Source organism: Sorangium sp. So ce321 (assembly GCF_051530195.1).
Classification (GTDB): Bacteria; Myxococcota_A; Polyangia; order Polyangiales; family Polyangiaceae; genus Sorangium.
In genome coordinates this window covers 11,008,090-11,027,904 of sequence record NZ_CP150329.1, presented here as the reverse complement: position 1 = coordinate 11,027,904, position 19,815 = coordinate 11,008,090, and the positions used below count along the sequence as shown (strand labels likewise).

The following is a 19,815-nucleotide window of genomic DNA, read 5'->3' as shown; positions in this document are numbered from 1 at the left end:
CGCTCCGCCTCGCATGCACACATGAACTCCGCTCCGCCATCATCTCCTCACCCTCGTTTCGCCCCGATGCCAGGGCGCGCCTCGTCCCCTGTCCCGCTCGCGCGCCGCCCACGTCGACCGCCCGCCTCAGAACGAGATCCGCGTCGACAGGCCCGCTGCGCTGCCCGACACGGCGGGCGCAAGCTCGATCTTGACGTCGCCTCGATCGTCGGTCCGGTACGACCGCGGCCAGTTCATGTACACAAGGACGCCGCCCGTGATCAGGGCCGCTCCCGCCGCGACGAACGAGCCTACGGCGAGCTCGTTCTCCAGGCGGCCCCGGTCGTACGCGCTGCCGCCGCTCGGCGCGCACTCGAGCCCACAGGCCTGGCGGAAGGGGCCCTGGAGCTCCTGCTCCGCCTCGTCGTGGTGCTCGTTGGCCTGCCACGTGAGCGCTGCGCCGAGCAGCCCGAGCGCCCCGCCCGCGCCGACCACCGCCCAGGGCGCCCACGCCGCCTGCCACCGGCGCTGGGTGATCGCGGCGTCTGCGCTCAGCCGGAGCGTCCCCGAGGCCCGCTTGCCCGCGAGCACGGCGACGGGCCTGACGACGGTGTAGTACCCCTGCTTCCTCGCCGTGACGACGTGCTCTCCGGGGAGGACCAGCCGCCGCTCGGCGCCGGGGCCGACGAACCACGGCTTGCCGTCGAGGAGCACCGTGGCGCCCGGCTCGTCGCAGCGGAGCTCGATCATGGCGAGATCCCGCCGCACGAGCTCGCTCATCGACGCGCGCGCCTCCGCCTCGAGGTGCGGTTCGAGCGCGCCTGGGCCCCACCGCAGCGCCTGCTGCAGGTTCTCGTGGGCCAGGAGCGGCAGCCCGCTGCGCATCAGCACCCTCCCGAGGTAGACCCGCAGCTCGGGGTGGTCCCAGTAGCGCAGCGCCTCTTCGTACTTCGCCCTCGCTTCCGTGAGGATCGCGCTCCGGTGCAGCGCCCGACCCTCCTCGAACAGCTGCTCTGCCTTCTGCTTGCGCTCCTCCGGGACGCCCTGGTGCCACGGAGGCCTGGGCGGCTGCCCGTCGGCGTGCGCGGGCGCCGCGTGGACCCCGAGCAGCACGGCGCACAGCGACAGCTCCAGGCCGAGCCCGGCGCGCCCACCGCGTCGTGTTCTGGTCAAGCTCATCACCTCCGCTCCAACATCGCTCCAACCGGCCCGCCACGTCGAGCCCGAGCCCGACGAGCGTCCGCGCGACCGCCGGCCGGATGCGGCGCTCCGGAGCGGAAGGCGCGCGGCGACACCCCGGAGCCAAGCTGCATGTCCCGAGCCGGCACGCTGCGACGCACGACGCGGGCGAGAGCACCGTGGCACCGTAGCCGCCGCCGTCGCCGTCGCCGTCGCCGTCGCCGTCACCGTCGCCGTCGCCGTCGCCGTCGCCGTCGCCGTCAACGACCATGCGAGCCACCTGGAGCCGGCGCCAGGCCTCGAGCCGCGCCCCGCGGGAGCGAGCTCTCGAGACCCAGTGTCGCCGGCGTGGCGGAGAGGTTGCGTTGATGCGTCCGGGCGCGGGCGCGTGGCGGCGCGGGCGCGCGGCGCGATGGCAAGCCTTGCCATCCCCTGCCGTTCAGGGCTGGCAATTTTTGCCATGACGGCAAGGTTTGCCATCGCACGCTGGACCCGTGGGCGAGCTCGATCGCGCGGCAGCCGCTCCTGCGCCGCGCTCGGTCGGCTCCGCCGCTCGGTTCCGCTGGAAGGGCGGGGCGGCACGCCGGTTGCGATGGCGCCCCGCCAGCCGGGCTGCGGCGGCCGGGCCTCGTCGACGAGGCTGGCCGAGCGGATACGGCGCGAGGCGGAGCCGCCTCCGGAGCGCGAGCCGCTCCGGAGCGACCCCGGTCCGCCTCACTCCACAGGAGCGATCATGCATCTTCGTTTCGTCTTCAAGTTCCCCTTCATCGCAGCGGTCATGTGCGCCGCGGCGTCGGTCTCCCTGGGCGCCTGCGGCGGCGCCGATCCGGTGGACGACGACGTCGTCGCCGCCGGCGAGGCCCAGGAGCTCACGGCCGAGAGCGCGGAGGCGCTGACGTGCCCCGCGTCCGTGCCGACCATCGACTTCCGGAAGTCCCTCTTCGTCACGAAGGAGACGGACCCGAACGTCATGCTCGAGTTCACGCTCAGCTCCGTCCTCCAGCAGCTCATCACCAGCGTCGGCTCCGACCAGACGCCTCTGGAGCTCTATCAGCGCTGGTGGGACACGCAGAACAGAAACATAGCTTCGGAACGCGTCTTCAACGACCCTGACGCCATCCACTGCGACGACGAGACCGACAGCAACGGCGCCGCCCAGCTCAACGGGTTCCCGTACACGTGCCCCAGGAACGAGGGCGTGCTCGCCGGCACCGATCCGTTCAACCCCGCGGGGGCTCACTTCATGGAGCCGGTCGCGCTCGTGAACCGGTTCGACCTCGCGCCGGTGGACGGCTCGAACTGCGGCGAGTACCGGATCGTCTTCGCCAAGAAGTCGTCCAGCAACACCGACCGCAACTTCATCATCTTCGAGGCCAAGCTCCCGAACCCGAACCCCGAGTGCGGCGTCGCCGCCTGCCTCCCGGTCGCCGAGTTCTGGGCGAGCCTCTCGACCAAGACCGAGGCCCAGCGCTCCGTCGCGCTCGAGGGCTTCTATTACAACGGCCTGCCCGGCTTCGCGCCGGTCATCCAGGCGTCCAATTTCGTGGACGGGGCCGGCCAGATCCGCACGAACCAGTTCATGCGCAATGCCCGCGACGCGGGTCAGGCGTGGTCGCTCCGCGAGTTCAAGCTCGACGTGGGCACCGACTTCCTCGACAGCTCGGTCAGGCTCTTCGTCAAGCCGGTCACGGTGAAGGAGAACCCGTTCCGCGGCCTGTTCAGCGCCAGCTTCGACCCGAGCGACCCCCGCGGGGCAGCGTTCCAGAGCGACTTCCTCGGTGCCCTCGACGGGCTCGTGCCGCTCGGCGACGACGAGAACGACATCTCGCTCAGCACGCTGCCCAACGCGGACGACTACAACTCGGGCGAGAGCATCGCGGGCCCCGGTTCCGAGAACGACTATCGGCCGCAGCTGCAGGGGAACACCGCGTTCATCGCGGACATCGACACGGCGCTCGCTCCGATCCTCGTGAATCGTAGCCTCTGGCCCAACGCAGTCACGGCGGACGACGCCGCCGATCGCGCCACCACCCAGTCGTGCGCCGGGTGCCACCAGCTGAGCAACGGCGACGACCTCGGCGGCTTGCACCTGTGGCCGACGCACTCGACCACCGCGCCCAACGGGTTCGTCCATGTGGACGAGCTGGGCCGGATCTCGCAGCCCCTCCAGTTCACGTTCCTCCCCCACCGCGCGCAGGTCCTCACGAGCTTCATCGAGGAGAAGTCGTGCGAGGAGGCCTGCTCCCCGGCGGCCGCCAGGGCCGCCTTCTCGTCGGCCAGCGCCGATGCGCCCCTGGAAGGCGCGGAGCTCGTCCCCACGCTCGGCGGCTCGACGACCCACTGAGCGCGCGCCCTTCAGCCTGATCCCCCCCGCCATCTTCCGCGCGGAGCCGCCGAGACGCGGCTCCGCGCCGGGCCGCGCGACGCGCGCGGCGTGAAGCGCTCCTCCCAGTCACGACCATCGTAGCGGTATCGTTCCGCCGCCTTCGTTGCCCACGACCTGGACGACAACGAAGACGTCGTGCGGCCCGCTTCCCCACAACGGCGTGCAGCCAGCTCCCTGTCTGCCAGTCCGCGGACCAGGCGTCTCCATCGTGGCGGGGCGCGGGCAACGACGCGCGATGGCAAGCTTTGCTGGCAAGCTTTGCTGGCAAGCTTTGCCACGATGGCAAAGCTTGCCGCGCGCACGCCGGCCCAGGGCGCGCGAGCTGGCCGCGGGGCGACCGCTCTTTGCCGTGAGATCGCCGCGCGCAATACCGATTTTCATCGGCAGGCCCCTCGCGCCGAGGGCGGTACGCCGGTTGCTCTTACGCTCGACCAGCCCGGCTCGCCGGAGCTGACAACGAAAGTAGAGAACAAGCCATGAAAACGATCAAGAATATCCTCCTCTGCGCCCCCTTCTTCGGCCTCTTCGCGGTGACCTTGCCGGGTTGCCCAAACGAGCCTGAAGAGCAGCCGCCGGTCGAAACGGCGCCGCTGGAGGTCATTTGCGGCAAGGCGGCCGAGTGCGGAGAGCTGGGCGAGGGCAAGACGGTGGAGCAGTGCGCGGCCGAGCTCGCCCCGGCCTTCGATGCGCTGAAGCAAGACGATGTCTGCGGACCGGTGATCGAGAGGTACGAGTCTTTCACGGTCTGCGTGGTGCAGCATTCTACCTGTGAAGAGCTCGGCAGCGACGAAAGGCCGAAGGATCTCCCGTGCTCTGAAGAGGCCGAGCGCTTGCAGCAGGCCATCGACGAGGCTGAGAAGAAGAAACCCGATGCATCGTCCGGTTGCTCCCTGGCTGCTGGGTTCGCCATGGCGGAGGCGGCGTCGTCCCCGCCCCGCCCGGAGTGCACGACGGCCGAGGAATGCTCGCAGATCGAGTGCACGACGTCCCGCGAATGCCCGAGGGTCCAGTGCCCGGGCGACACAAGCACGGTCTCTGGTTGCTTGAACGGATATTGCATGACGAAAGAGGATATGTGCGAGTGAGCGCAGAGCTCGAGCCCGCCCTGGCGGGCCGCGCTCCCGCGTGATGGAGATGCGGGCGAGGGGCGTGTCCGCAACCAGGGCCTCGAGCACATCCTCGATGGGCGCGTGGGACCCAGGCCTGCGCTCCGATGGAAGGGGCGTGCGAGCGCACCGCGGTTTGTGATAGGTTTCGTTGGCCCACGCGCACCGGCGTGACCTGCGATGCCCGAGCTCCCCCCTCGCCCCCGGATGGTGTCGTCCCAGCGTCCGCGCTGCTGCGGCGCCGTCCCCTCGCTGCGCGGGCCTGTGTCGGGCCGGCTCGCCTCGACCCCCTGTTCAGCTCCTCCGTGACGCGCCACGCCCTCGGCCTCTCCGCGCTGATCTCCGCCCTCCTCCTCGCCGGGTGCACCGCGATCTCCGGGCTCGACGGCCTCACGTTCGACGACCGAGGCGCAGGGGGGCGCGGCGGCGCCGCACCCGACGCCGGGAGCGATGCGCCCGGTGCTGGTGGCGCGGCGTGCGAGGGCGGCGCGTGCTCGGCGCCGAGCGGCCTCGCCCTCACGGACCAGATCTTCACCCCGCTGCGCGGCGATGCGAACACGGGCACCCCGGTCGTGCACGAATGCCCGGAGGGAGAGGTCATCGTTGGCTACGAAGGGAGCCTCACGGAGCCGGATCCCTCGATCCTCCACGGCGAGATCCAGGCGCGGTGCGGCAAGCTGAGCCTCACCGGAGCTGGCCCGTATACAATCACCACGACCCCCGGCGACCTCACCCCCAGCGAGGGCACCCTCGGCTCCGCTCCGTGGGAGATGATGTGCCCTGAGCATCACGTGGTCGTGGGCTTCAGCGGCCGGGCTGGCAGCTTCCTGGACCGCCTCGTCATCGATTGCGCGCCGCTCCTGGTGGAGGGGGATCCCGGCGCCCAGCGCGTCCGTGTCGGGCCGGTCACGTCACCCGAGGGCGCCGGCGGCGACGGCGGGACCGCCTTCGAGGACACCCGCTGCGGGGTGCACGAGGTCGCCAACCTGGTGCATCTCATCGCCGAGCGCGGGCCGATCAGCGCCTTTGGCCTCGGCTGCAAGACCGTCTCGCTGACCTACTGATCGCACCGCCTGGCGCGGCGCGGGCAGGGCGCCACGAGGCTCCCCGCCGCGGCCGAACGGGGCCCGCGAGCTCCGCGAGGCGCACGCTGCCCGGGCGCGCATGGTAGCGTGGGCCGCATGCTGACCGCTTCTCGGATCGTCGTCGCGTTGATCGGGGTCCTTCACATCTACATCCTCGTCATGGAGATGTTCCTGTGGCGCTCGGAACGCGCGTACAGAGCGTTCGGCACGACCCCCGAGATCGCCGCGATCACCGCGCCGCTGGCGGCCAATCAGGGGCTCTACAACGGGTTCCTCGCCGCGGGCCTGCTCTGGGGCGTCCTCCACCCGAACGACGCCTTTGCATGGCAGATCCAGACATTCTTCCTCCTCTGCGTGGCCGTCGCCGGTGTCTACGGCGCCGCGACGGCAAAGCGATCCATCCTGTTCGTGCAGACCGTCCCATCGGTCATCGGCCTCGCCCTGGTGCTGCTCGCACATCAGGCGAGCGGCTAGAGCGAAGCGGCTCGGCCGCCGGCATCCGCCGTCGCCTCGCCCCGCCGACGCATGAGCCGGCGACTCGCGGTGCGACTGCACACATGGGCCAACCCTGATGGGTGAAGGCTGTAACCTACCTGGGACAACCCTGACGGGTGAAGACTGTATGTTCTCGCGTGCTCTGGCTCACTCGCCACGAGCCGAACGGGCGCTACGCTGTTGCCTGGATCAATGGTGATGCCGCAGCCGCGCCTCTGGCGAGCTCGGCAGGACCATGGCCTTCCATGACATGGCGGCGACGACCGCCCGCGGAGGAGCGAGACGATGAAAAGGACCTTGTTGGTGGTGCTGGCGTGCACGGCTGCTGCGCTGAGCGGCGCGGCGTGCGGAGGGACGGAGAAGGGCAACGGGGGCACCGGCGGCGGCGATGCGGGCGGCGGCGATGCGGGCGGCGGCGCCACGTCGGGGACCGGCGCGCAGCCGGAGTCCGGCGAGCAGTTCTCCGTCGACGCGCAGGGCGGGACCTTCACCGCGGAGGACGGCTTCACGATCGAGGTGCCGCCGGGCGCGGTGAGCGAGGAGACGGTGATCACCATCGAGCGCGTCGAGGACGCCCCCGAGGGCGCGGTGGGGCCCATGTACGTCCTCGGCCCGGAGGGCCACACCTTCGACGAGCCGATCACGCTCACGCTGCCGATCACCATCGAGCTCAAGGCGGCGCTGGGCGAAAACACGGTCCTCGACGCCTACGGCTTCACCGCTCAGGAGGGCTCGGACGACCACGCGCCGCTCGCGCGGCACGACGTCTCCAGGGAGAGCGTCGTCACGGAGGCCGACCGCCTCTCCAGCTTCTACCCCGGGATGATCCTGCCGACCTCGATGGCGAGCCAGCACCGCTACCCGAGCGCTCTGGCCGCCGACGAAACCTTCCTCTACTTCGCGAGCGGCGGCACAGAGGACGTCGCGACCGGGGACAACAACGACGGCTACATCTACCGCGCGAAGCCGGGCACCGCCGAGGCGGAGGCGATGATCCCCGCCGATCCCGATCCCAAGGCGCTGTGGGTCAACGACTCCCACGTGTACTGGGCGAGCGGCGGCGACGATGATCCGGTGATCCCCTCGGCGCTCCGGCGCGTCGACAAGGCGAGCCTGGAGGTGGAGACGCTGGTCGAGGTAGGCTATGTCGTGAGCGTCGTCGGCGACGCGTCGGCCCTCTACTTCGGCGACGGCAGCGGAGAGAACCTCTACACGATACCGCTCGACGGCGGCGAGCCCGTCCTCCTCGCGTCCGACGCCGGGAAGCCCGCGCACCTCGCGCAGGACGCAGAGAACATCTACTGGACCGGCGGCGCCGTGACCAACAAGGTCTACAAGGTGGCGAAATCAGGCGGGGAGGTGACCGTCATCGCCGAGAACGAGGCCGAGCCGGCCGGGATCGCGGTGGACGCGGAGTTCGTCTACTGGGCCAACGTCGGCGACGGCGGCGTGTTCAAGGCGCCCATCGCCGGCGGGCAGAAGACCCTGGTCCATCAGGGAGGCTCGATGACGGGGCTGGCCATCCGGGGCACGACGCTCTTCTCGACGGACACGAGCGGTAACCGCAGCATCAACGCGCACGATCTCGAGGGCAACAGGACCGTCGTGCTCGCGCTCGGGCAGCCCGTCGCCTGGCGCATCATCGCCCCGGAAGGTCAGGGCGTGTTCTGGTCCAACGCCGGCGACAACCGCTACCAGGGTCAAGTCGTGTCCTACAACGCGCCTTGATCGTCCGCGTCCCGGCGGCGACGGCGAGCGCGCGGCAGCAGGGCGAGCCCGACGAGCCGCCCTGAAGCGGCTCACGCCGCGCGGATGTCGCTCTGGAACGGGGAGAGGTTCTCCGGAAACAGGAGCCACGCGAAGACGCAGCGCATCTCGAAGTACTCGTCGGCCGCGATCGCCGCGAGCGAGGGGTCGAGCTCGCCGATGGCGTGCCCTTCCCAGACGAACTCTGGCACGCCGCGCGACCGGCTGACGAGCCCGCCGGTCTGCAGCTGGTCGCGCGCGCGGAAGGCGCGTGTGAGCGACATGTTGACCGCCGCCGTGAAGTCGGGCCGGTGCGCGATGCGCTCCGGCAAGGCGACGCGATCGAGGCCGGCCGACCAGCAAAGCCAGCAGAGGGCGGCCCACTCGGCGCGGGCCCTGCGCATCAGGAGAGAGACAGGCAGGGCTCCCGTGTCGAGCGTCTCGTCCACGGTGAGCTCGACGGTCTCCACGCCGTTCTCGGTCTCCTCGGTCAATGTCGCCGCCCTCCGCGCGAGCTCCACCGGCCCGTCCGGCAGCACGTGCGACAGGTCGGGCGGGAGCCACGGGCAGGGCTCCGCGCCCGGCAGGCTGCGCTGCACGGCCTCGCGCAGGCGCAGCAAGCGGGTGGCGTAGAGCTGGATCTTCTGCCGGACCTGCTCGATCGGCTGGTCGAGCTCGACCGTCTCCGATGCCTCGCCGGGCACTGGATCGATGGCCTGGCGCGCCGGCCAGAAAGAAAACTCCGGGAACAGCAGCCGCACGAAGGTCCTGAGGTGCTCGGCCACGCCGGCGGCCTCCGGCTCGATGCGGTCGGCGTCCTCGAGCACCCCGCGCGTGTCGCCGAGCTCGATGCGCAGGAGCGCGCGCGTGACGCAGGCCGAGCGGCGCTCGGGCTCGAGCAGCAGCGCCGCCTCGACGAGCGAGAGCGCGACGCGGCGCGAGCCCGGCAAGAGGGCGGCGAGCATGCGGTAGGCCGCGCTGGGCTCGGCGCCGAGCAACAGCTCGTCCAGGACGCCGAGCGCTGTCGCGCTGGACGTCTCGAGCAGCGCTCGCCCGCGCCGGTCCGCGACCTCGGGCCTCGGCCGCAGCGTCGCGTCCCGCAGGAACTCGACGAGCCTCTCGCGCTCGCCCCCAGGGACCGCCGCGCGGGCCGCGGCGCAGCAGGCCTCGCGCGCGCGGCCGCCCTGCAAGAGCTCTCGCGCGAGCGCCCAGGCGCGCTCGGCGTCCCACGCCGCGAGGTCCTCGGCGAGCGCGGGCGACGCGCCGAGGCTGGCCTCGTCGAGGGCCTCGCCGAGCTCGCGCCGGACGACCGGCGCCCCGGCCGCGTCGAGCCACGTGAACGCCCCGACGGGGTGACCGTGCCAGTACTGACCGCGCTCCTCGCAGAGGCGCGGATCGAGGTAAGGGCTCGCGTCCGGATCGGGGAACCAGCGGACGGAGGGGCCGTGGAAGCGCCCCTGGGGGTCGAAGTGCCGCTCCTCCGAAGGGCGGCCCAGCGCGTCGTACTGGAGCTCGCGCCAGCGCGCGCCAGCGCGGATCTCGATTTCCTGAGAGGGCTTGCCCTCGCGCGTGACGTAGCGGTAGACGACCGCGCCCGAGGCTTCGTCCTCCTCGCTGCTCAGCCAGCGTTGCGAGCCCTGGTCGTACTCCGCGTCCTCGGCGGCGCCGGCGGGCCTGTCGGGCCAGCGCGAGCCGTCCGAGGAGATCGGGTATCCGGCGCGGTCGTGAAACACCTGGCGCGCGACGCGCCCCTGCCGATACTGCGCTCGCAGCTCCCAGGCGCCGGGCGGCACACAGCACGATCGCAGCTTGAGCTCGGTCGGGGCGTCGCTGCCGTAGAGCACCAGCTCGCCGTCGAGCTGGCCGCCCCGGTAGCGCCCGCGCTGCGCGGGCTGACCGTTCGGGTGGAACACGGTGAACGGCCCGTCCTTCACCCCGTCCGCGTAGCGGCAGCGCGAGAGCAGCGAGCCGTCGCTCGCGCGGTACACGCAGCGCTCACCGGAGGGACGGCCGTCGGCGTCGGTCTCTACGAGCTCGAACGTGCCGTGCTCGGGGTTGTACGTGGCCGAAGGCGGAATCGACGCGGGCCGCTCCGCGACGTTGTGTTTCGTGGCGTCCACGCATCGCAGTCTATCGGGTTTCGCGCCGACAGGGCGGCTGTTCATGCCGGTTGCAAAGATCCCGAGCCGGCGGCCCCTCTCGCAGTCGCTCGTGGAAGCGGCCCCGCGCCGCGCAGCGCCGGTCTGCGTGCGCGGCGGCGCCGGCGCTCAGCCGCCGAGCGCCTTGTCGATCGCCTGTGTGAGCTTCGGGTCGTCCGGCGTCACGGACGACTCGAACCGCGCGATCACCGACCCGTCCTTGCCGATCAGGAACTTGGTGAAGTTCCACTTCACCTCTCCGGCGGGCGCGGACTGCGTGAGGAAGGCATAGAGCGGGTGCTTGCTGCCGCCCTTGACCGGGATCTTCGAGAACATGGGGAAGCTGACGCCGTACTTCGTGGAGCAGAAAGAGGCGATCTCGGCGTCGGTCCCTGGCTCCTGCGCGCCGAAATCGTTCGAGGGGAAGCCGAGGACGGAGAACCCACGGTCCTCGAGCCGATCGTGGAGCGCCTCGAGCCCCGCGTACTGCGGCGTGTAGCCGCACTCCGATGCGGTGTTCACCACGAGCAGCACCTTGCCCCGGTAGTCGCCGAGGGAGCGGTCCTGTCCGTCGATGGTCTTCACGGTGAAGTCGTGGAGCGACATGGCCTTTCCTTCCTGAGCGGCGCCGGGCGTGAGCTCCGGCGACGGCTGCTGGACGTCCTTTCCACAGCCCACCACGCAGGCGAGGGCGATCGAGGTGGCCAGGGCGAGTCCGCACCGGAGCGCGCGCGGCGAGCTTTCCATGACGGAGTGGATAGCCGCGCCTCCGGGCGGCGTCGAGCAGGAACGCGCGCGCCGGCGCGGCGCGTCGGAGCTGCCGCGTCCACCCGAGCGCTCTCGATTTCTTGATGGCGTCGGCAGGCAGCGTCCACTCACCGCCATGCTCGCTCGTCTCTGTCGTCTCGGGGCTCTCGCGACGGTCCTCGCGCTCACCGTCTCGGGCTGCGGTGGATCCAGCGACAGCCCAGGAGGCGACGGCGGCTCAGGGGGTGCCGGCGGCTCAGGGGGTGCCGGCGGCTCAGGTGGAACCGGCGGCTCAGGTGGAGCCGGCGGCCCAGGGGGCGCCGGCGGCTCAGGTGGAACCGGCGGCGCCGAAGATCCGACCGGCAGCGATCTCCCCGAAGCCGGCTTCATCGAGGTTCCGGGCTCGCCGACGCTCGGCCCGAGCTGGACGTCGCGGATGTTCTACTCGTTCGTGCCAGCCGCCGAGCATCCGGAGCGAGCGCCCCTCCTCGTGTTCTTCAACGGCGGCCCCGGTGGCGCGACCACCAGCGTCCTCCTGCCTTACGGCACCGGCCCGTTCACGCTGGATCCCGCAGCCCCTACCGACGCCGCGCCGGTCGCGAACGACGCGTCGTACGCGCGCTTCGCCAACCTGCTCTATGTCGACGCTCGCAGCACCGGCTTCTCCTACGACCTCGCGCTGCCCGATCCGTTGGCGTGCCAGGGCAGCAGCGGCAAGTTCCACGTCGCAGACGCCGCCGACTTCATTTACCTGCTGCTCGAGTTCCTCGACACGCACAAGGCATTGCGCAACAACCCGGTCGTCATCGCCGGCGAGAGCTACGGCGGCACGCGCGCTGCGCTGATGCTCTATATGCTGCATAACTACACCCTCACCTCGGACAGCACGGGTGTGATGTCGGTCGCGCCTTCGTGGCTCCAGGAGAAGGTGCAAGCTCACCTCGACCTGGCCTTCCCGACGCATGCCGGAGTCCCGCGAGCGCCGCATGAAGTGGCCGAGCAGTTCGGCTGGCAGCTCTTGATTCAGCCCAGCATCTTCGGGACGCGGCAGCGCGACTACCAGAGTCCGCTCGCGGCGAGGGACCCGGACCTCGTCCCGATCTTCATCGCCCCGAGTGTGAGGGACGTCTACGACGTACGGCTCACCCAGCAGCAGGCAGCTTCCATCGGGGAGCACGCCGCGCGCTCGATGCGCAACCCCGGGCACCTGGAGACCCTGCTCGGCGTGGACCTCTCCAGCATCACCGGGCTCGCGCCGCCGGCACGGGGGCCGTCCTTCCGCTCCTTCTCGCGCGCCGACCCCGCGGAGGTGGCGGCGAGCGAGACCGACCTTCGCGCCGAGCTCGGCGAGCTCGACGCCGCGGACGCGTACTGGCTGCCCTTTGCGCCACCATGCACAGGGGATGGGGTCGAGATCAGGATGTTCGCCGTGTTCGACGGCATCATCGGGCGCACCGCGACGTTCATCACCAATGCCCGTTACGACGCGGTGGTCTACACGGAGGCGTTGCCGGCCATCCTCGAGGAGCACTTGACCTTCGACGTCGAGCTCGACACGTCGCTGCCCGAGGGGGCCGCGCGCCCTGGCGTCCTTCACCTCCGGAACGGCGCCGGGGGTGTGTCGCTCCGCTTTCCGACCTACGAGGCGGGACACGAGGTCTCCGTGGGCGCCCCGCGCGAGCTCGCCGAGGATGTCGAGGCGTGGCTCGCCGCGACCGGCGCGTCGGCCCCGTAGCGCACGACGGCAGTGGGCGATCACGCGGCGAGCGCGCGTCGCTTTCCAGGAGGGCTGGATCGCATGGCAAAGAATGTCCTGCCAGCCCGGGGCAGGTCCCGCCGTTGGGGCTTGACGTTTCCGAGGCGTTTGGATTCTCTCTCCCTCCCATGACGGTTAGCGACCGCTTCTCCCCGATCGTCGACGCTCGCCCGGAGGACACAGCATGGCCGGTCATGCAGTGGCCGCCGGCGCCCGGCATCCGGCTCCCCGGGCATGTCGTCGAGCTCTCGCCCTGTGACCCTGACCGTGACGCCGAGCCGCTGTTCCGGGCGCTGGACCATGACGCTGTCTGGCGCCATCTCGCCGGCCGTCCGCAGGATCCCGGCGCGGCCGTCGCGGGCCTCAGGGCCAGGCAGGCGCAGGGCTTCTTCGTGTGGATCGTGCGCCTTCTGCGCCCCTACGCTGGTCTCCCGGAAGGCGCCGTCGTGGGCACCACGTCGTATCTCGAGGTGTCCCCCCGAGATGCTCGGCTGGAGATCGGCGGCACCGCGTATACGCCCGCGGTCTGGTCGACGCAGGTCAACCCCGACGCGAAGCTGCAGCTGCTCGCGTATGCCTTCGATGTCCTCCGCGCCGGTCGCGTGCAGCTGAAGACCGACGTGCGGAACGTGCGCTCCCAGCAGGCCATTGCGCGCCTGGGCGCCCGCTACGAAGGGACCCTGCGCCGCTACCAGCGGCGGGACGACGGCACGGTCCGCGACACGGTGGCGTTCTCCATCCTCGCCGAGGAGTGGCCGGCCGTTCGCGAAGGTCTCCTCGAGCGGGCGAGGGGCGTGAACGCCGATCGTTGAAGCAAGGGAGCGCCGGCAGCACGAGGGGGCAATCAAACGATTCTTCCTCCCCGCCTCCCCGCCTCCCTGTGAATCTTCTGAAGAATTCGAGGAGATGCCTCAGCCCGGGGCGATCAATCGATCGTCACCGTCACGGTCTGACTGGCGTTCGCTCCGTTCGACGCCGTCACCTGATAGACGCCGGACGGATAGGGCTCCTCGATCAGGATCCTGCGCTTGTTGATCCTGGAGATGGGAGCCAGCTCGTCGATGCCGTTCCCGACGATGCGCACGGTCGTCAAGCCCTCGACGAAGTTGTCCCCGATCACGTAGAGGGGATACCAAACGACAACGTCGCGGTCCGACGCGAACCGGCTGATGGTCGGCGGCAGGCTCGGGTCGGGCGCGGGCTCGGCGGGGCAGCCGCCCCACGGCGGGCAGTCGCCGAGGACGCGGTACGGGTCGCGCCCGAGGAGCTCCTGGACGCGCCATTCGGTGATCAGCCGCCCGCGTATCCCTTGACTGGGGACCATGCTGGGGAGCGACGGCACCGCAGGCGCCGCGTCGATGCACCCGTCCTCGTCGGCGCGATCTCGGCACACGGCCATGTCGACCTGGCCCGCGACGAAGTGAGAGAGCCACTGCGCGATCGGCAGAGGCCCGCCCGGATCGATGGCGGGGTCGAGGATCATGAGCTGCCCGCCCACCCGGACCACGGGCGCGACATGGTGGCTCCACGACACCGACCCGTCCGGCTCGTTCTCGGTCACCAGGGTCAATCCCCCGTTCGCCCTGGACTGGACTCGAGCATACCAGGGCGTCGGATACCCCGACTCGTGGAGGATGTAGACCGCCGCCGGGGCCCGCTCCTCGCAGCCGTTCTCGGGCTCGAGCCAGGGGATCCGCCGCGGAAAGTCGGGTTGGTCCGGCAAGGCGAGCGCCTGCAAGCGCGTGTCGCGGATCGCTCCGAACCCATCGCTCAGCTGCGCCTCGGTCCAGCTGGGAACGCAGTCGACCGGCAGGTCCTCGAGCGAGCCCTTGAGCTCGTTGAACGAATGGGCACCGTCGGTCAGCGGGCAGCTGCCGTTGCTCTCCTCGAGCGGCGCTCCCACGTCCGAGGGCTCGATGTCGAGATCAGCCCCGGAAGCGGGGCCCTCGTCGCCGCCGCAGGCCGATGAGGCAACGGCCATTGCCGTGACACAGAAAAATTTCATCAGAGCGAGATGCGGCTGTCTCATGATTTCCTCTCTGGGCGTGCGAGACACGAGCCGCCTCGAAAGACTGGCCCGGATCAACACCTGACGGTTTGCTGGTGGATGCCAGCAACCTCGGTCGCCCTTCGCCCGGATCGCCCGGCGACGTCGTTTTTCGGCTGCGCGTGGCCAGGCGTCACGAGGTGCGAAGACGATCGGGCTCGGCGCCTCGAGCACCCATTGTCGAGCTCGGTCCGGCGTTGTCGCCTGAAAGGATGGGGCAGCGGCTATCGCCGACCGGCGGCGTCACGCGCACTGGAGGCCGGGACGACAGGCGAGCGCCTGGCGGTCGCCTCCGGTGCGCGTCGTGGGGAGCGGGGCCGCGATCAGGGGCAGACGCCGAGGTCAGCCCACTCGGCCGGGCACCAGGAGAGCGGGCTGCTGGGCGAGCAGTCCGGGTGCGACCACCAGATCTGCTGCTTCGCCATCCAGATGTGGTTGCCGTTCTTGACCAGGGTCGAAGGCGTGTACACCTGCCCCGACGCCCACGCGGACAAGCTGTCGCAGGTCTTGCAGGCCTCCCAGGTCGACGGCGACGCGCTGAGGTTCTTGTTCTGGTAGACGTACGGAGGCTCGTTGTAGAACGACCAGGTGCTCGCGCCCGACATGTCCTGCCAGACGCCCGAGGTCGTCTTCAGCTGCTGGCGAACCATCTTGATGGGCGACGCGCAGGAGATCGCCGGCTCGGTGTAGTTCAGGCCGACGTCGCGGAAATGCTCGACGTCGTGCGCGTACATCTCGACGGTGCTGCGCGCGTCCTGGGCGAGGAACTGGTAGCCAGCGCCGTCCTTCATGTCGACATAGAGGCAGAGCTGCGTGCCGGTCACGCTCGCGACGCGCTCGGGCGTGCACCACTCGTACTTGAAGATGACCTGCTGCCCGGGCTGCAGGTTGCCGAGCGAGCCGCCGCAGGTGCCACCCGAGCCCCACTGGTTGTTGCAGCTCGAGTGATTCCCCGTGACCCCGTCGTCATCGCCGAAGTAGTAGACGAACCACCCGTCCGGGCTGTGGTAGATGCCGGACTCGAGGTTGTAGTACCACTCGCCCACCGCGCCCCAGGCCGTGGACGCGTTCAGGAGCGCGGGGACCTTCCACTCGATGATCCAGCCGCGGGTATCCCCGACGTTGCCCGTGTAGTGGCTCTGAAGATGGTAGCTCCCGAGCTGGCTCGCCTCCCCGAGGGGCTCCTCCTCCTCGGCGACGCCGGAGGTGCAGGCGGCGGCGCCGACGGCTCCGAGGAGCAGCAGCGCCGCGCCGACGCCCGCCCGGGCAGCGTTCGACGGACGACGAGGATGGGTGTGCATGGACAGGGTGCTCTTCTCGCTCATAAGGCTTCTCCCGACAGCGGTGTTTTCCCCCGCCGCCTGAATAGCGCAGCGTCTGGCCGCTTGCTGTTAAGTCGTGTTAAGCCGCACGACATCATCCCGACATCAGGTGACGAGCGCGCAGGTGGCCGTTCGCGGGGTTCGCGGTTTCGTCGCGCGTGACGGAGGCTGTTCGTCGCGCCTCCCGCGAGGTACACGGCGCGCTCGAGGGGGCTCGTCCGAGGTCGTCCGCGCGGCGCGGGAGCCAGGCTGGCTCGCGTACCCCTGGCCCCAGCGGCCCATTCTGGAACGACCGGTCCAGAATGAGCCTCAGACGCGAGGACAGCTGGGCTCGAGCACGGGGCCAGCCGCCATGGATCTCCTTGTGAACGATCGCCGCGTCTTCTTGACGTCCAGAAGCGACGTGATCACGTCGATCGTGGAAGTTGCGTGCGGGGCCGCGGGTCGCGCTCCCGCGCCGTGAGAAGCTCTCCCCGTCTCCGTCTCACGGCCAGCAAGCCGCGGTGCACGTCCGGATCGGGCGGACGTGCACCTGCTCGACTACCGACGCTGCGGCGTGCCGCTGCGGTTCACGGCCGCTTCGCCGGGCTCACCGTCCGCTTCGGATCCCGCACCACCACCTCGCCGAGGACCTCATCGATCTTCTTCATGATCGCGTCGTCCAGCTTCACCCCGGCCGCCTTCACGTTGTCGCGGACCTGCTCCGGCCTGGAGGCGCCGACGATCGCCGACGACACGTTGCGGTTCTGCAGCACCCAGGCGACCGCGAGCTGGGCCATGGACAGCCCGACGTCCTGCGCGATTGGCTTCAGCTTCTGCACCCGGGTGAGCACGTCATCGGTCATGAAGTTGGTCATGAACCGCGAGCCCAGCTCATCGGTCGCGCGGCTGCCTTCGGGCGGCGGCTGGCCGGGGAGGTACTTCCCGCTGAGCACGCCCTGCGCGATCGGGGACCACACGATCTGCCCCACGCCCACCTTCTCGCTGGCGGGGATGACCTCCGCCTCGATCACCCGCCACAGCATCGAGTATTGCGGCTGGTTGCTGGCGAAGGGCACCTTCAGCTCGCGCGCCAGCGCCGCGCCGCGCTCGATCTGCTCCGCCGTCCACTCCGAGACCCCGATGTAGAGGACCTTCCCTTGCCGGACCAGGTCGGCAAAGGCGCTCATCGTCTCCTCCAGCGGGGTCTCGACGTCGTAGCGGTGCGCCTGGTAGAGGTCCACATAATCGGTCCGCAGGCGGCGCAGGCTGCCGTGGATCGACTCGACGATGTGCTTGCGCGAGAGGCCGCGATCGTTCGGCCCGGGGCCGGTCGGCCAGTAGACCTTGGTGAAGATCTCCAGCCCCTGGCGGCGCTGACCGGCGAGGGCCTCGCCCAGCACCTCCTCCGCCCGGGTGCTGGCGTAGACGTCCGCCGTGTCGAAGGTGGTGATGCCCTCGTCGAGCGCCGCCTTCACGCAGGCGAGCGCCGCTTCCTTCTCCACCTGGGAGCCGTGGGTGATCCAGTTGCCGTAGGAGATCTCGCTGACGAGCAGGCCGCTCTGGCCGAGATGTCGATGCTTCATGGGGCCACTCTAGCACGACGCCCTTGCCCGAGGATCTGGCTGCGCCGTCGCCCGTCGTGTCGGCGGTGCCCGACAAGTCGAGCTCGTCGACCCCCGAGATCGCGTTTCCCGCACACGAGGGCGAGCGCCGCGGCCATCACCGTCGCGAGAAGCTCTGTCGTCCAGGCTGCTGTGTGCTCTCTGATCTCTCATCAGAAGCTCCCATGGCGGGTGATATTCTGGAACGACCAGTCCAGAACGATCCGCAGGCGCGGGGACGGCTGGGCTCAGCATGGGGCAGCCCGCGCCCGGCTTGTGACCCTGGCGGCCCGCAGCTGTCCGACTCTCGGAAGCGGCGTCGAGCTACGTGGCGCCGGTCGCAACGCCAGCGACGTGGGCCTAGTGACAGCCCTGGCTGTCGAGCCACGACACCCCGCGGTTCTTCTCTGTCGTCCCGCTGGAGCCGCCTCCGTCCGTGTTCGCGAACGACATGAGGACGCGGCTCCCCGTGGAGCGGTTGGTGATCTCCATGGTCATGTTGTTCGGGATGAGCGCGCTGCTGTTGGGGTAGTTCGCGCCGATGTAGTAGCGCATCCGTCCGCTGGGCAGCGCGCCGCAGAGCGCCATCCTGTTCTCCAGTGCCACCCAGTTGCCGCGGTTGAAGTTCGCGTCCTGGGGGACAAGGTTGGCTCGTCCACCCCAGCCGCCCAGCTGTGAGCCGATCAGGTGGCCGCCATCGTAATCGTTGGAGGGATTTTCGGCGTCCCCCCAGCTCCCCACGTTTCCCTGGCATGCATCCCGTCGCGGCGCGGTAGCGATGGGTGGCAAGTACGCATACGCCCTGTTAGGCCGGCCAGAACCGTCGATGTAGTAGTGCTCTCCATCGAAGGAATGCCACACATTGCGATCGCTCGAGGGGAAGTACTGTGGGCAATCGCTGATGAGCTCCTGAGCCGCATAACCGATCCCGTACTCCGCGAGCGTGTCGCGGATCTCGTCCTCGCTGCCGTTCTCGAAGAGGTCCATCACCCCATCGGGTCCGCCGAAGTCCCTCTCCAGCGCGTCCAGCGGGTCTCCACCATCTGTAGGCTCGGCGCCGCACGCGACCAGAGCAAGGAAGCTCGCACAAAGGAACGCAGACATGGCCCTCATGGTCATACTCCCCTTCCAGGCCCGCGCACATGCCAGCGCGTCTGCCACTCGACCTGGCGACAGCCAGGCCGCTGGGCGCTCCACACCGCGGGGGAAGATCACGTTAATAGAAGAGCGGAAATTTATATCGATACGATTTGGTTAAGTTCGTGTTTCGGGCATATTAATAGTCACACGTGGCCACATGTGTCAATGCTCCAGAAACGAGCGATAAGTGAGGTTCTGTCGCGAACGTGCGCCGAGCACTGACGGCCGCGATCCAAGGTAGGCCGTCGGCAGACGGTTGGTGCTGCCAAGCCGTGCCGTCCTCCTCCGAACCGCACCGGGCGCGATGGACCCGATCTGGCGGATCTGGCGGCGCGCCTGGCGGCCGCCAGGTCCCGGAGCGCGGAGAGGGCCAAAAGATCGGGGAAAAAGCCGCGGCACGCCGCTCGCAAAGAGTGCCCACCGCAACGCCGCGAGGTCCGACCTCGCGCTGGCCTCGCCGTTGCGGGGCAGCGCGAAGGCACGGAAGCGGCTTGCTAGCTCGAGCCGGCGCCGCGCGTCGCGCTCGAATGGAGGCACGTATGTCGGTTCATCACTCCCTGTCCATGCTTCTCCCTGTCCTCGCGCTCGCCTGCACCACCGCGCAAGGCGCCGCTCCAGAGCGACCGGAGAGCACCGCTCCGCAGCACGACGGCGCAAGCGCTCCGGCCGGCTCGACCGACGCGAAGCGCTTCGTCGACGCCGAGTCGTACTTCACGAACTCGGCCGAGCTCGACGCCTGGTACGGGCTGCTTCGCGAGCTGAACGACGACTTCGACGTCGTCTGCGGCGACACGTTCTGCGAAGGCGATTTCAGCAACTACAGGTCGCTTCGATTCCGTTGCTCCGTCGAGGAGCACGCCGGGACGATAGGTAAATGCGTGTGGGTCCTCGCCGCGAGCAACGAGGAGATCCTGCCCTCCACGGGCGACATGGAGGTAGACGCCAGGATCTTCGTCTGCGAGATGCCCGTCGCCCCGGAGACCGCCGTGGTCGACCTCGTCGAGGCGCTCTCGGCGCCGGCAGGTCGGGCCATCAACGCCGCGCTCCCCGGGACGGACAGGTCGCTCTACGACGGCTTCGTCGAGTGCCTCTGACACCCGCCGCGC

Annotated in this window: 16 protein-coding genes; 9 read left to right on the top strand and 7 right to left on the bottom strand. The window is 69.9% G+C overall.

Annotation, left to right across the window (positions count from 1 at the left end; genetic code table 11):
* Positions 1-126: 126 nt before the first annotated feature.
* On the bottom strand, positions 127-1,158 hold the full coding sequence (locus WME89_RS40785) for a hypothetical protein (RefSeq protein ID WP_438004983.1): 1,032 nt from the start codon (positions 1,156-1,158) through the stop codon (positions 127-129).
* A 733-nt stretch (positions 1,159-1,891) separates the two neighbouring features.
* On the opposite strand from WME89_RS40785, the gene WME89_RS40780 reads away from it, so the two are divergent.
* The 6 genes from WME89_RS40780 to WME89_RS40755 all read left to right on the top strand — a co-directional run bounded on the left by WME89_RS40780 (position 1,892) and on the right by WME89_RS40755 (position 7,958).
* Positions 1,892-3,502 (top strand): hypothetical protein, encoded by a 1,611-nt coding sequence (locus WME89_RS40780; protein ID WP_438004982.1) that lies wholly within the window; start codon positions 1,892-1,894, stop codon positions 3,500-3,502.
* A gap of 321 nt (positions 3,503-3,823) precedes the next feature.
* Positions 3,824-4,024 carry a hypothetical protein gene (locus WME89_RS40775; RefSeq protein WP_438004981.1) on the top strand — a complete coding sequence of 67 codons (201 nt, stop codon included), beginning with the start codon at positions 3,824-3,826 and terminating at the stop codon, positions 4,022-4,024.
* Positions 4,021-4,629: a hypothetical protein gene (locus WME89_RS40770; RefSeq protein WP_438004980.1), complete on the top strand. Its 609-nt coding sequence runs from the start codon at positions 4,021-4,023 to the stop codon at positions 4,627-4,629. The genes WME89_RS40775 and WME89_RS40770 overlap by 4 nt, the downstream gene beginning before the upstream one ends.
* Before the next feature lie 326 nt (positions 4,630-4,955).
* Positions 4,956-5,714 (top strand): hypothetical protein, encoded by a 759-nt coding sequence (locus WME89_RS40765; protein ID WP_438004979.1) that lies wholly within the window; start codon positions 4,956-4,958, stop codon positions 5,712-5,714.
* Positions 5,715-5,831: 117 nt separating this feature from the next.
* Positions 5,832-6,209, top strand: coding sequence for a DUF1304 domain-containing protein (locus tag WME89_RS40760; RefSeq protein WP_438004978.1), 378 nt, complete (start codon positions 5,832-5,834; stop codon positions 6,207-6,209).
* 306 nt (positions 6,210-6,515) lie between these two features.
* Complete coding sequence (locus tag WME89_RS40755; protein ID WP_438004977.1) at positions 6,516-7,958, top strand: DUF5050 domain-containing protein; 1,443 nt, start codon at positions 6,516-6,518, stop codon at positions 7,956-7,958.
* A 71-nt stretch (positions 7,959-8,029) separates the two neighbouring features.
* Here the strand turns inward: WME89_RS40755 and WME89_RS40750 are convergent, their stop codons facing one another.
* Positions 8,030-10,096, bottom strand: coding sequence for a hypothetical protein (locus tag WME89_RS40750; RefSeq protein WP_438004976.1), 2,067 nt, complete (start codon positions 10,094-10,096; stop codon positions 8,030-8,032).
* A gap of 147 nt (positions 10,097-10,243) precedes the next feature.
* Positions 10,244-10,861: a glutathione peroxidase gene (locus WME89_RS40745; RefSeq protein WP_438004975.1), complete on the bottom strand. Its 618-nt coding sequence runs from the start codon at positions 10,859-10,861 to the stop codon at positions 10,244-10,246.
* 136 nt (positions 10,862-10,997) lie between these two features.
* Here WME89_RS40745 and WME89_RS40740 point away from each other — a divergent pair, with 136 nt between their 5' ends.
* Positions 10,998-12,596, top strand: a complete 1,599-nt coding sequence (locus WME89_RS40740; protein WP_438004974.1) for a S10 family serine carboxypeptidase-like protein — start codon at positions 10,998-11,000, stop codon at positions 12,594-12,596.
* Between the two features lie 149 nt (positions 12,597-12,745).
* The gene (locus WME89_RS40735) at positions 12,746-13,429 is read left to right on the top strand and encodes a GNAT family N-acetyltransferase (RefSeq protein ID WP_438004973.1); all 684 of its coding nucleotides are present in this window, start codon (positions 12,746-12,748) and stop codon (positions 13,427-13,429) included.
* A 113-nt stretch (positions 13,430-13,542) separates the two neighbouring features.
* On the opposite strand, the gene WME89_RS40730 is transcribed toward WME89_RS40735, so the two are convergent.
* From WME89_RS40730 to WME89_RS40715, 4 genes are all read right to left on the bottom strand, one after another.
* Positions 13,543-14,598, bottom strand: coding sequence for a protein-glutamine glutaminase family protein (locus tag WME89_RS40730; RefSeq protein ID WP_438004972.1), 1,056 nt, complete (start codon positions 14,596-14,598; stop codon positions 13,543-13,545).
* Between the two features lie 389 nt (positions 14,599-14,987).
* The gene (locus WME89_RS40725; RefSeq protein ID WP_438004971.1) at positions 14,988-15,989 is read right to left on the bottom strand and encodes a hypothetical protein; all 1,002 of its coding nucleotides are present in this window, start codon (positions 15,987-15,989) and stop codon (positions 14,988-14,990) included.
* Between the two features lie 566 nt (positions 15,990-16,555).
* Positions 16,556-17,551, bottom strand: coding sequence for an aldo/keto reductase family protein (locus WME89_RS40720; RefSeq protein WP_438004970.1), 996 nt, complete (start codon positions 17,549-17,551; stop codon positions 16,556-16,558).
* 378 nt (positions 17,552-17,929) lie between these two features.
* Positions 17,930-18,673 (bottom strand): DNA/RNA non-specific endonuclease, encoded by a 744-nt coding sequence (locus tag WME89_RS40715; RefSeq protein ID WP_438004969.1) that lies wholly within the window; start codon positions 18,671-18,673, stop codon positions 17,930-17,932.
* 575 nt (positions 18,674-19,248) lie between these two features.
* On the opposite strand from WME89_RS40715, the gene WME89_RS40710 reads away from it, so the two are divergent.
* A complete protein-coding gene (locus tag WME89_RS40710) occupies positions 19,249-19,803 on the top strand; it encodes a hypothetical protein (protein WP_438004968.1) in 555 nt (184 codons plus the stop codon).
* The last annotated feature ends 12 nt before the right edge of the window (positions 19,804-19,815 follow it).

What these genes read in the sequence shown, in the direction of transcription:
- WME89_RS40735 (WP_438004973.1), top strand. Translation starts at nt 12,746, where the DNA reads ATGACGGTTAGCGACCGCTTCTCCCCGATCGTCGACGCTCGCCCGGAG.
- WME89_RS40770 (WP_438004980.1), top strand. Translation starts at nt 4,021, where the DNA reads ATGAAAACGATCAAGAATATCCTCCTCTGCGCCCCCTTCTTCGGCCTC.
- WME89_RS40715 (WP_438004969.1), bottom strand. Translation starts at nt 18,673, where the DNA reads ATGTCTGCGTTCCTTTGTGCGAGCTTCCTTGCTCTGGTCGCGTGCGGC.
- WME89_RS40730 (WP_438004972.1), bottom strand. Translation starts at nt 14,598, where the DNA reads ATGGCCGTTGCCTCATCGGCCTGCGGCGGCGACGAGGGCCCCGCTTCC.
- WME89_RS40760 (WP_438004978.1), top strand. Translation starts at nt 5,832, where the DNA reads ATGCTGACCGCTTCTCGGATCGTCGTCGCGTTGATCGGGGTCCTTCAC.
- WME89_RS40745 (WP_438004975.1), bottom strand. Translation starts at nt 10,861, where the DNA reads ATGGAAAGCTCGCCGCGCGCGCTCCGGTGCGGACTCGCCCTGGCCACC.
- WME89_RS40780 (WP_438004982.1), top strand. Translation starts at nt 1,892, where the DNA reads ATGCATCTTCGTTTCGTCTTCAAGTTCCCCTTCATCGCAGCGGTCATG.
- WME89_RS40785 (WP_438004983.1), bottom strand. Translation starts at nt 1,158, where the DNA reads ATGAGCTTGACCAGAACACGACGCGGTGGGCGCGCCGGGCTCGGCCTG.
- WME89_RS40720 (WP_438004970.1), bottom strand. Translation starts at nt 17,551, where the DNA reads ATGAAGCATCGACATCTCGGCCAGAGCGGCCTGCTCGTCAGCGAGATC.
- WME89_RS40725 (WP_438004971.1), bottom strand. Translation starts at nt 15,989, where the DNA reads ATGAGCGAGAAGAGCACCCTGTCCATGCACACCCATCCTCGTCGTCCG.
- WME89_RS40710 (WP_438004968.1), top strand. Translation starts at nt 19,249, where the DNA reads ATGTCGGTTCATCACTCCCTGTCCATGCTTCTCCCTGTCCTCGCGCTC.
- WME89_RS40755 (WP_438004977.1), top strand. Translation starts at nt 6,516, where the DNA reads ATGAAAAGGACCTTGTTGGTGGTGCTGGCGTGCACGGCTGCTGCGCTG.
- WME89_RS40775 (WP_438004981.1), top strand. Translation starts at nt 3,824, where the DNA reads ATGGCAAAGCTTGCCGCGCGCACGCCGGCCCAGGGCGCGCGAGCTGGC.
- WME89_RS40740 (WP_438004974.1), top strand. Translation starts at nt 10,998, where the DNA reads ATGCTCGCTCGTCTCTGTCGTCTCGGGGCTCTCGCGACGGTCCTCGCG.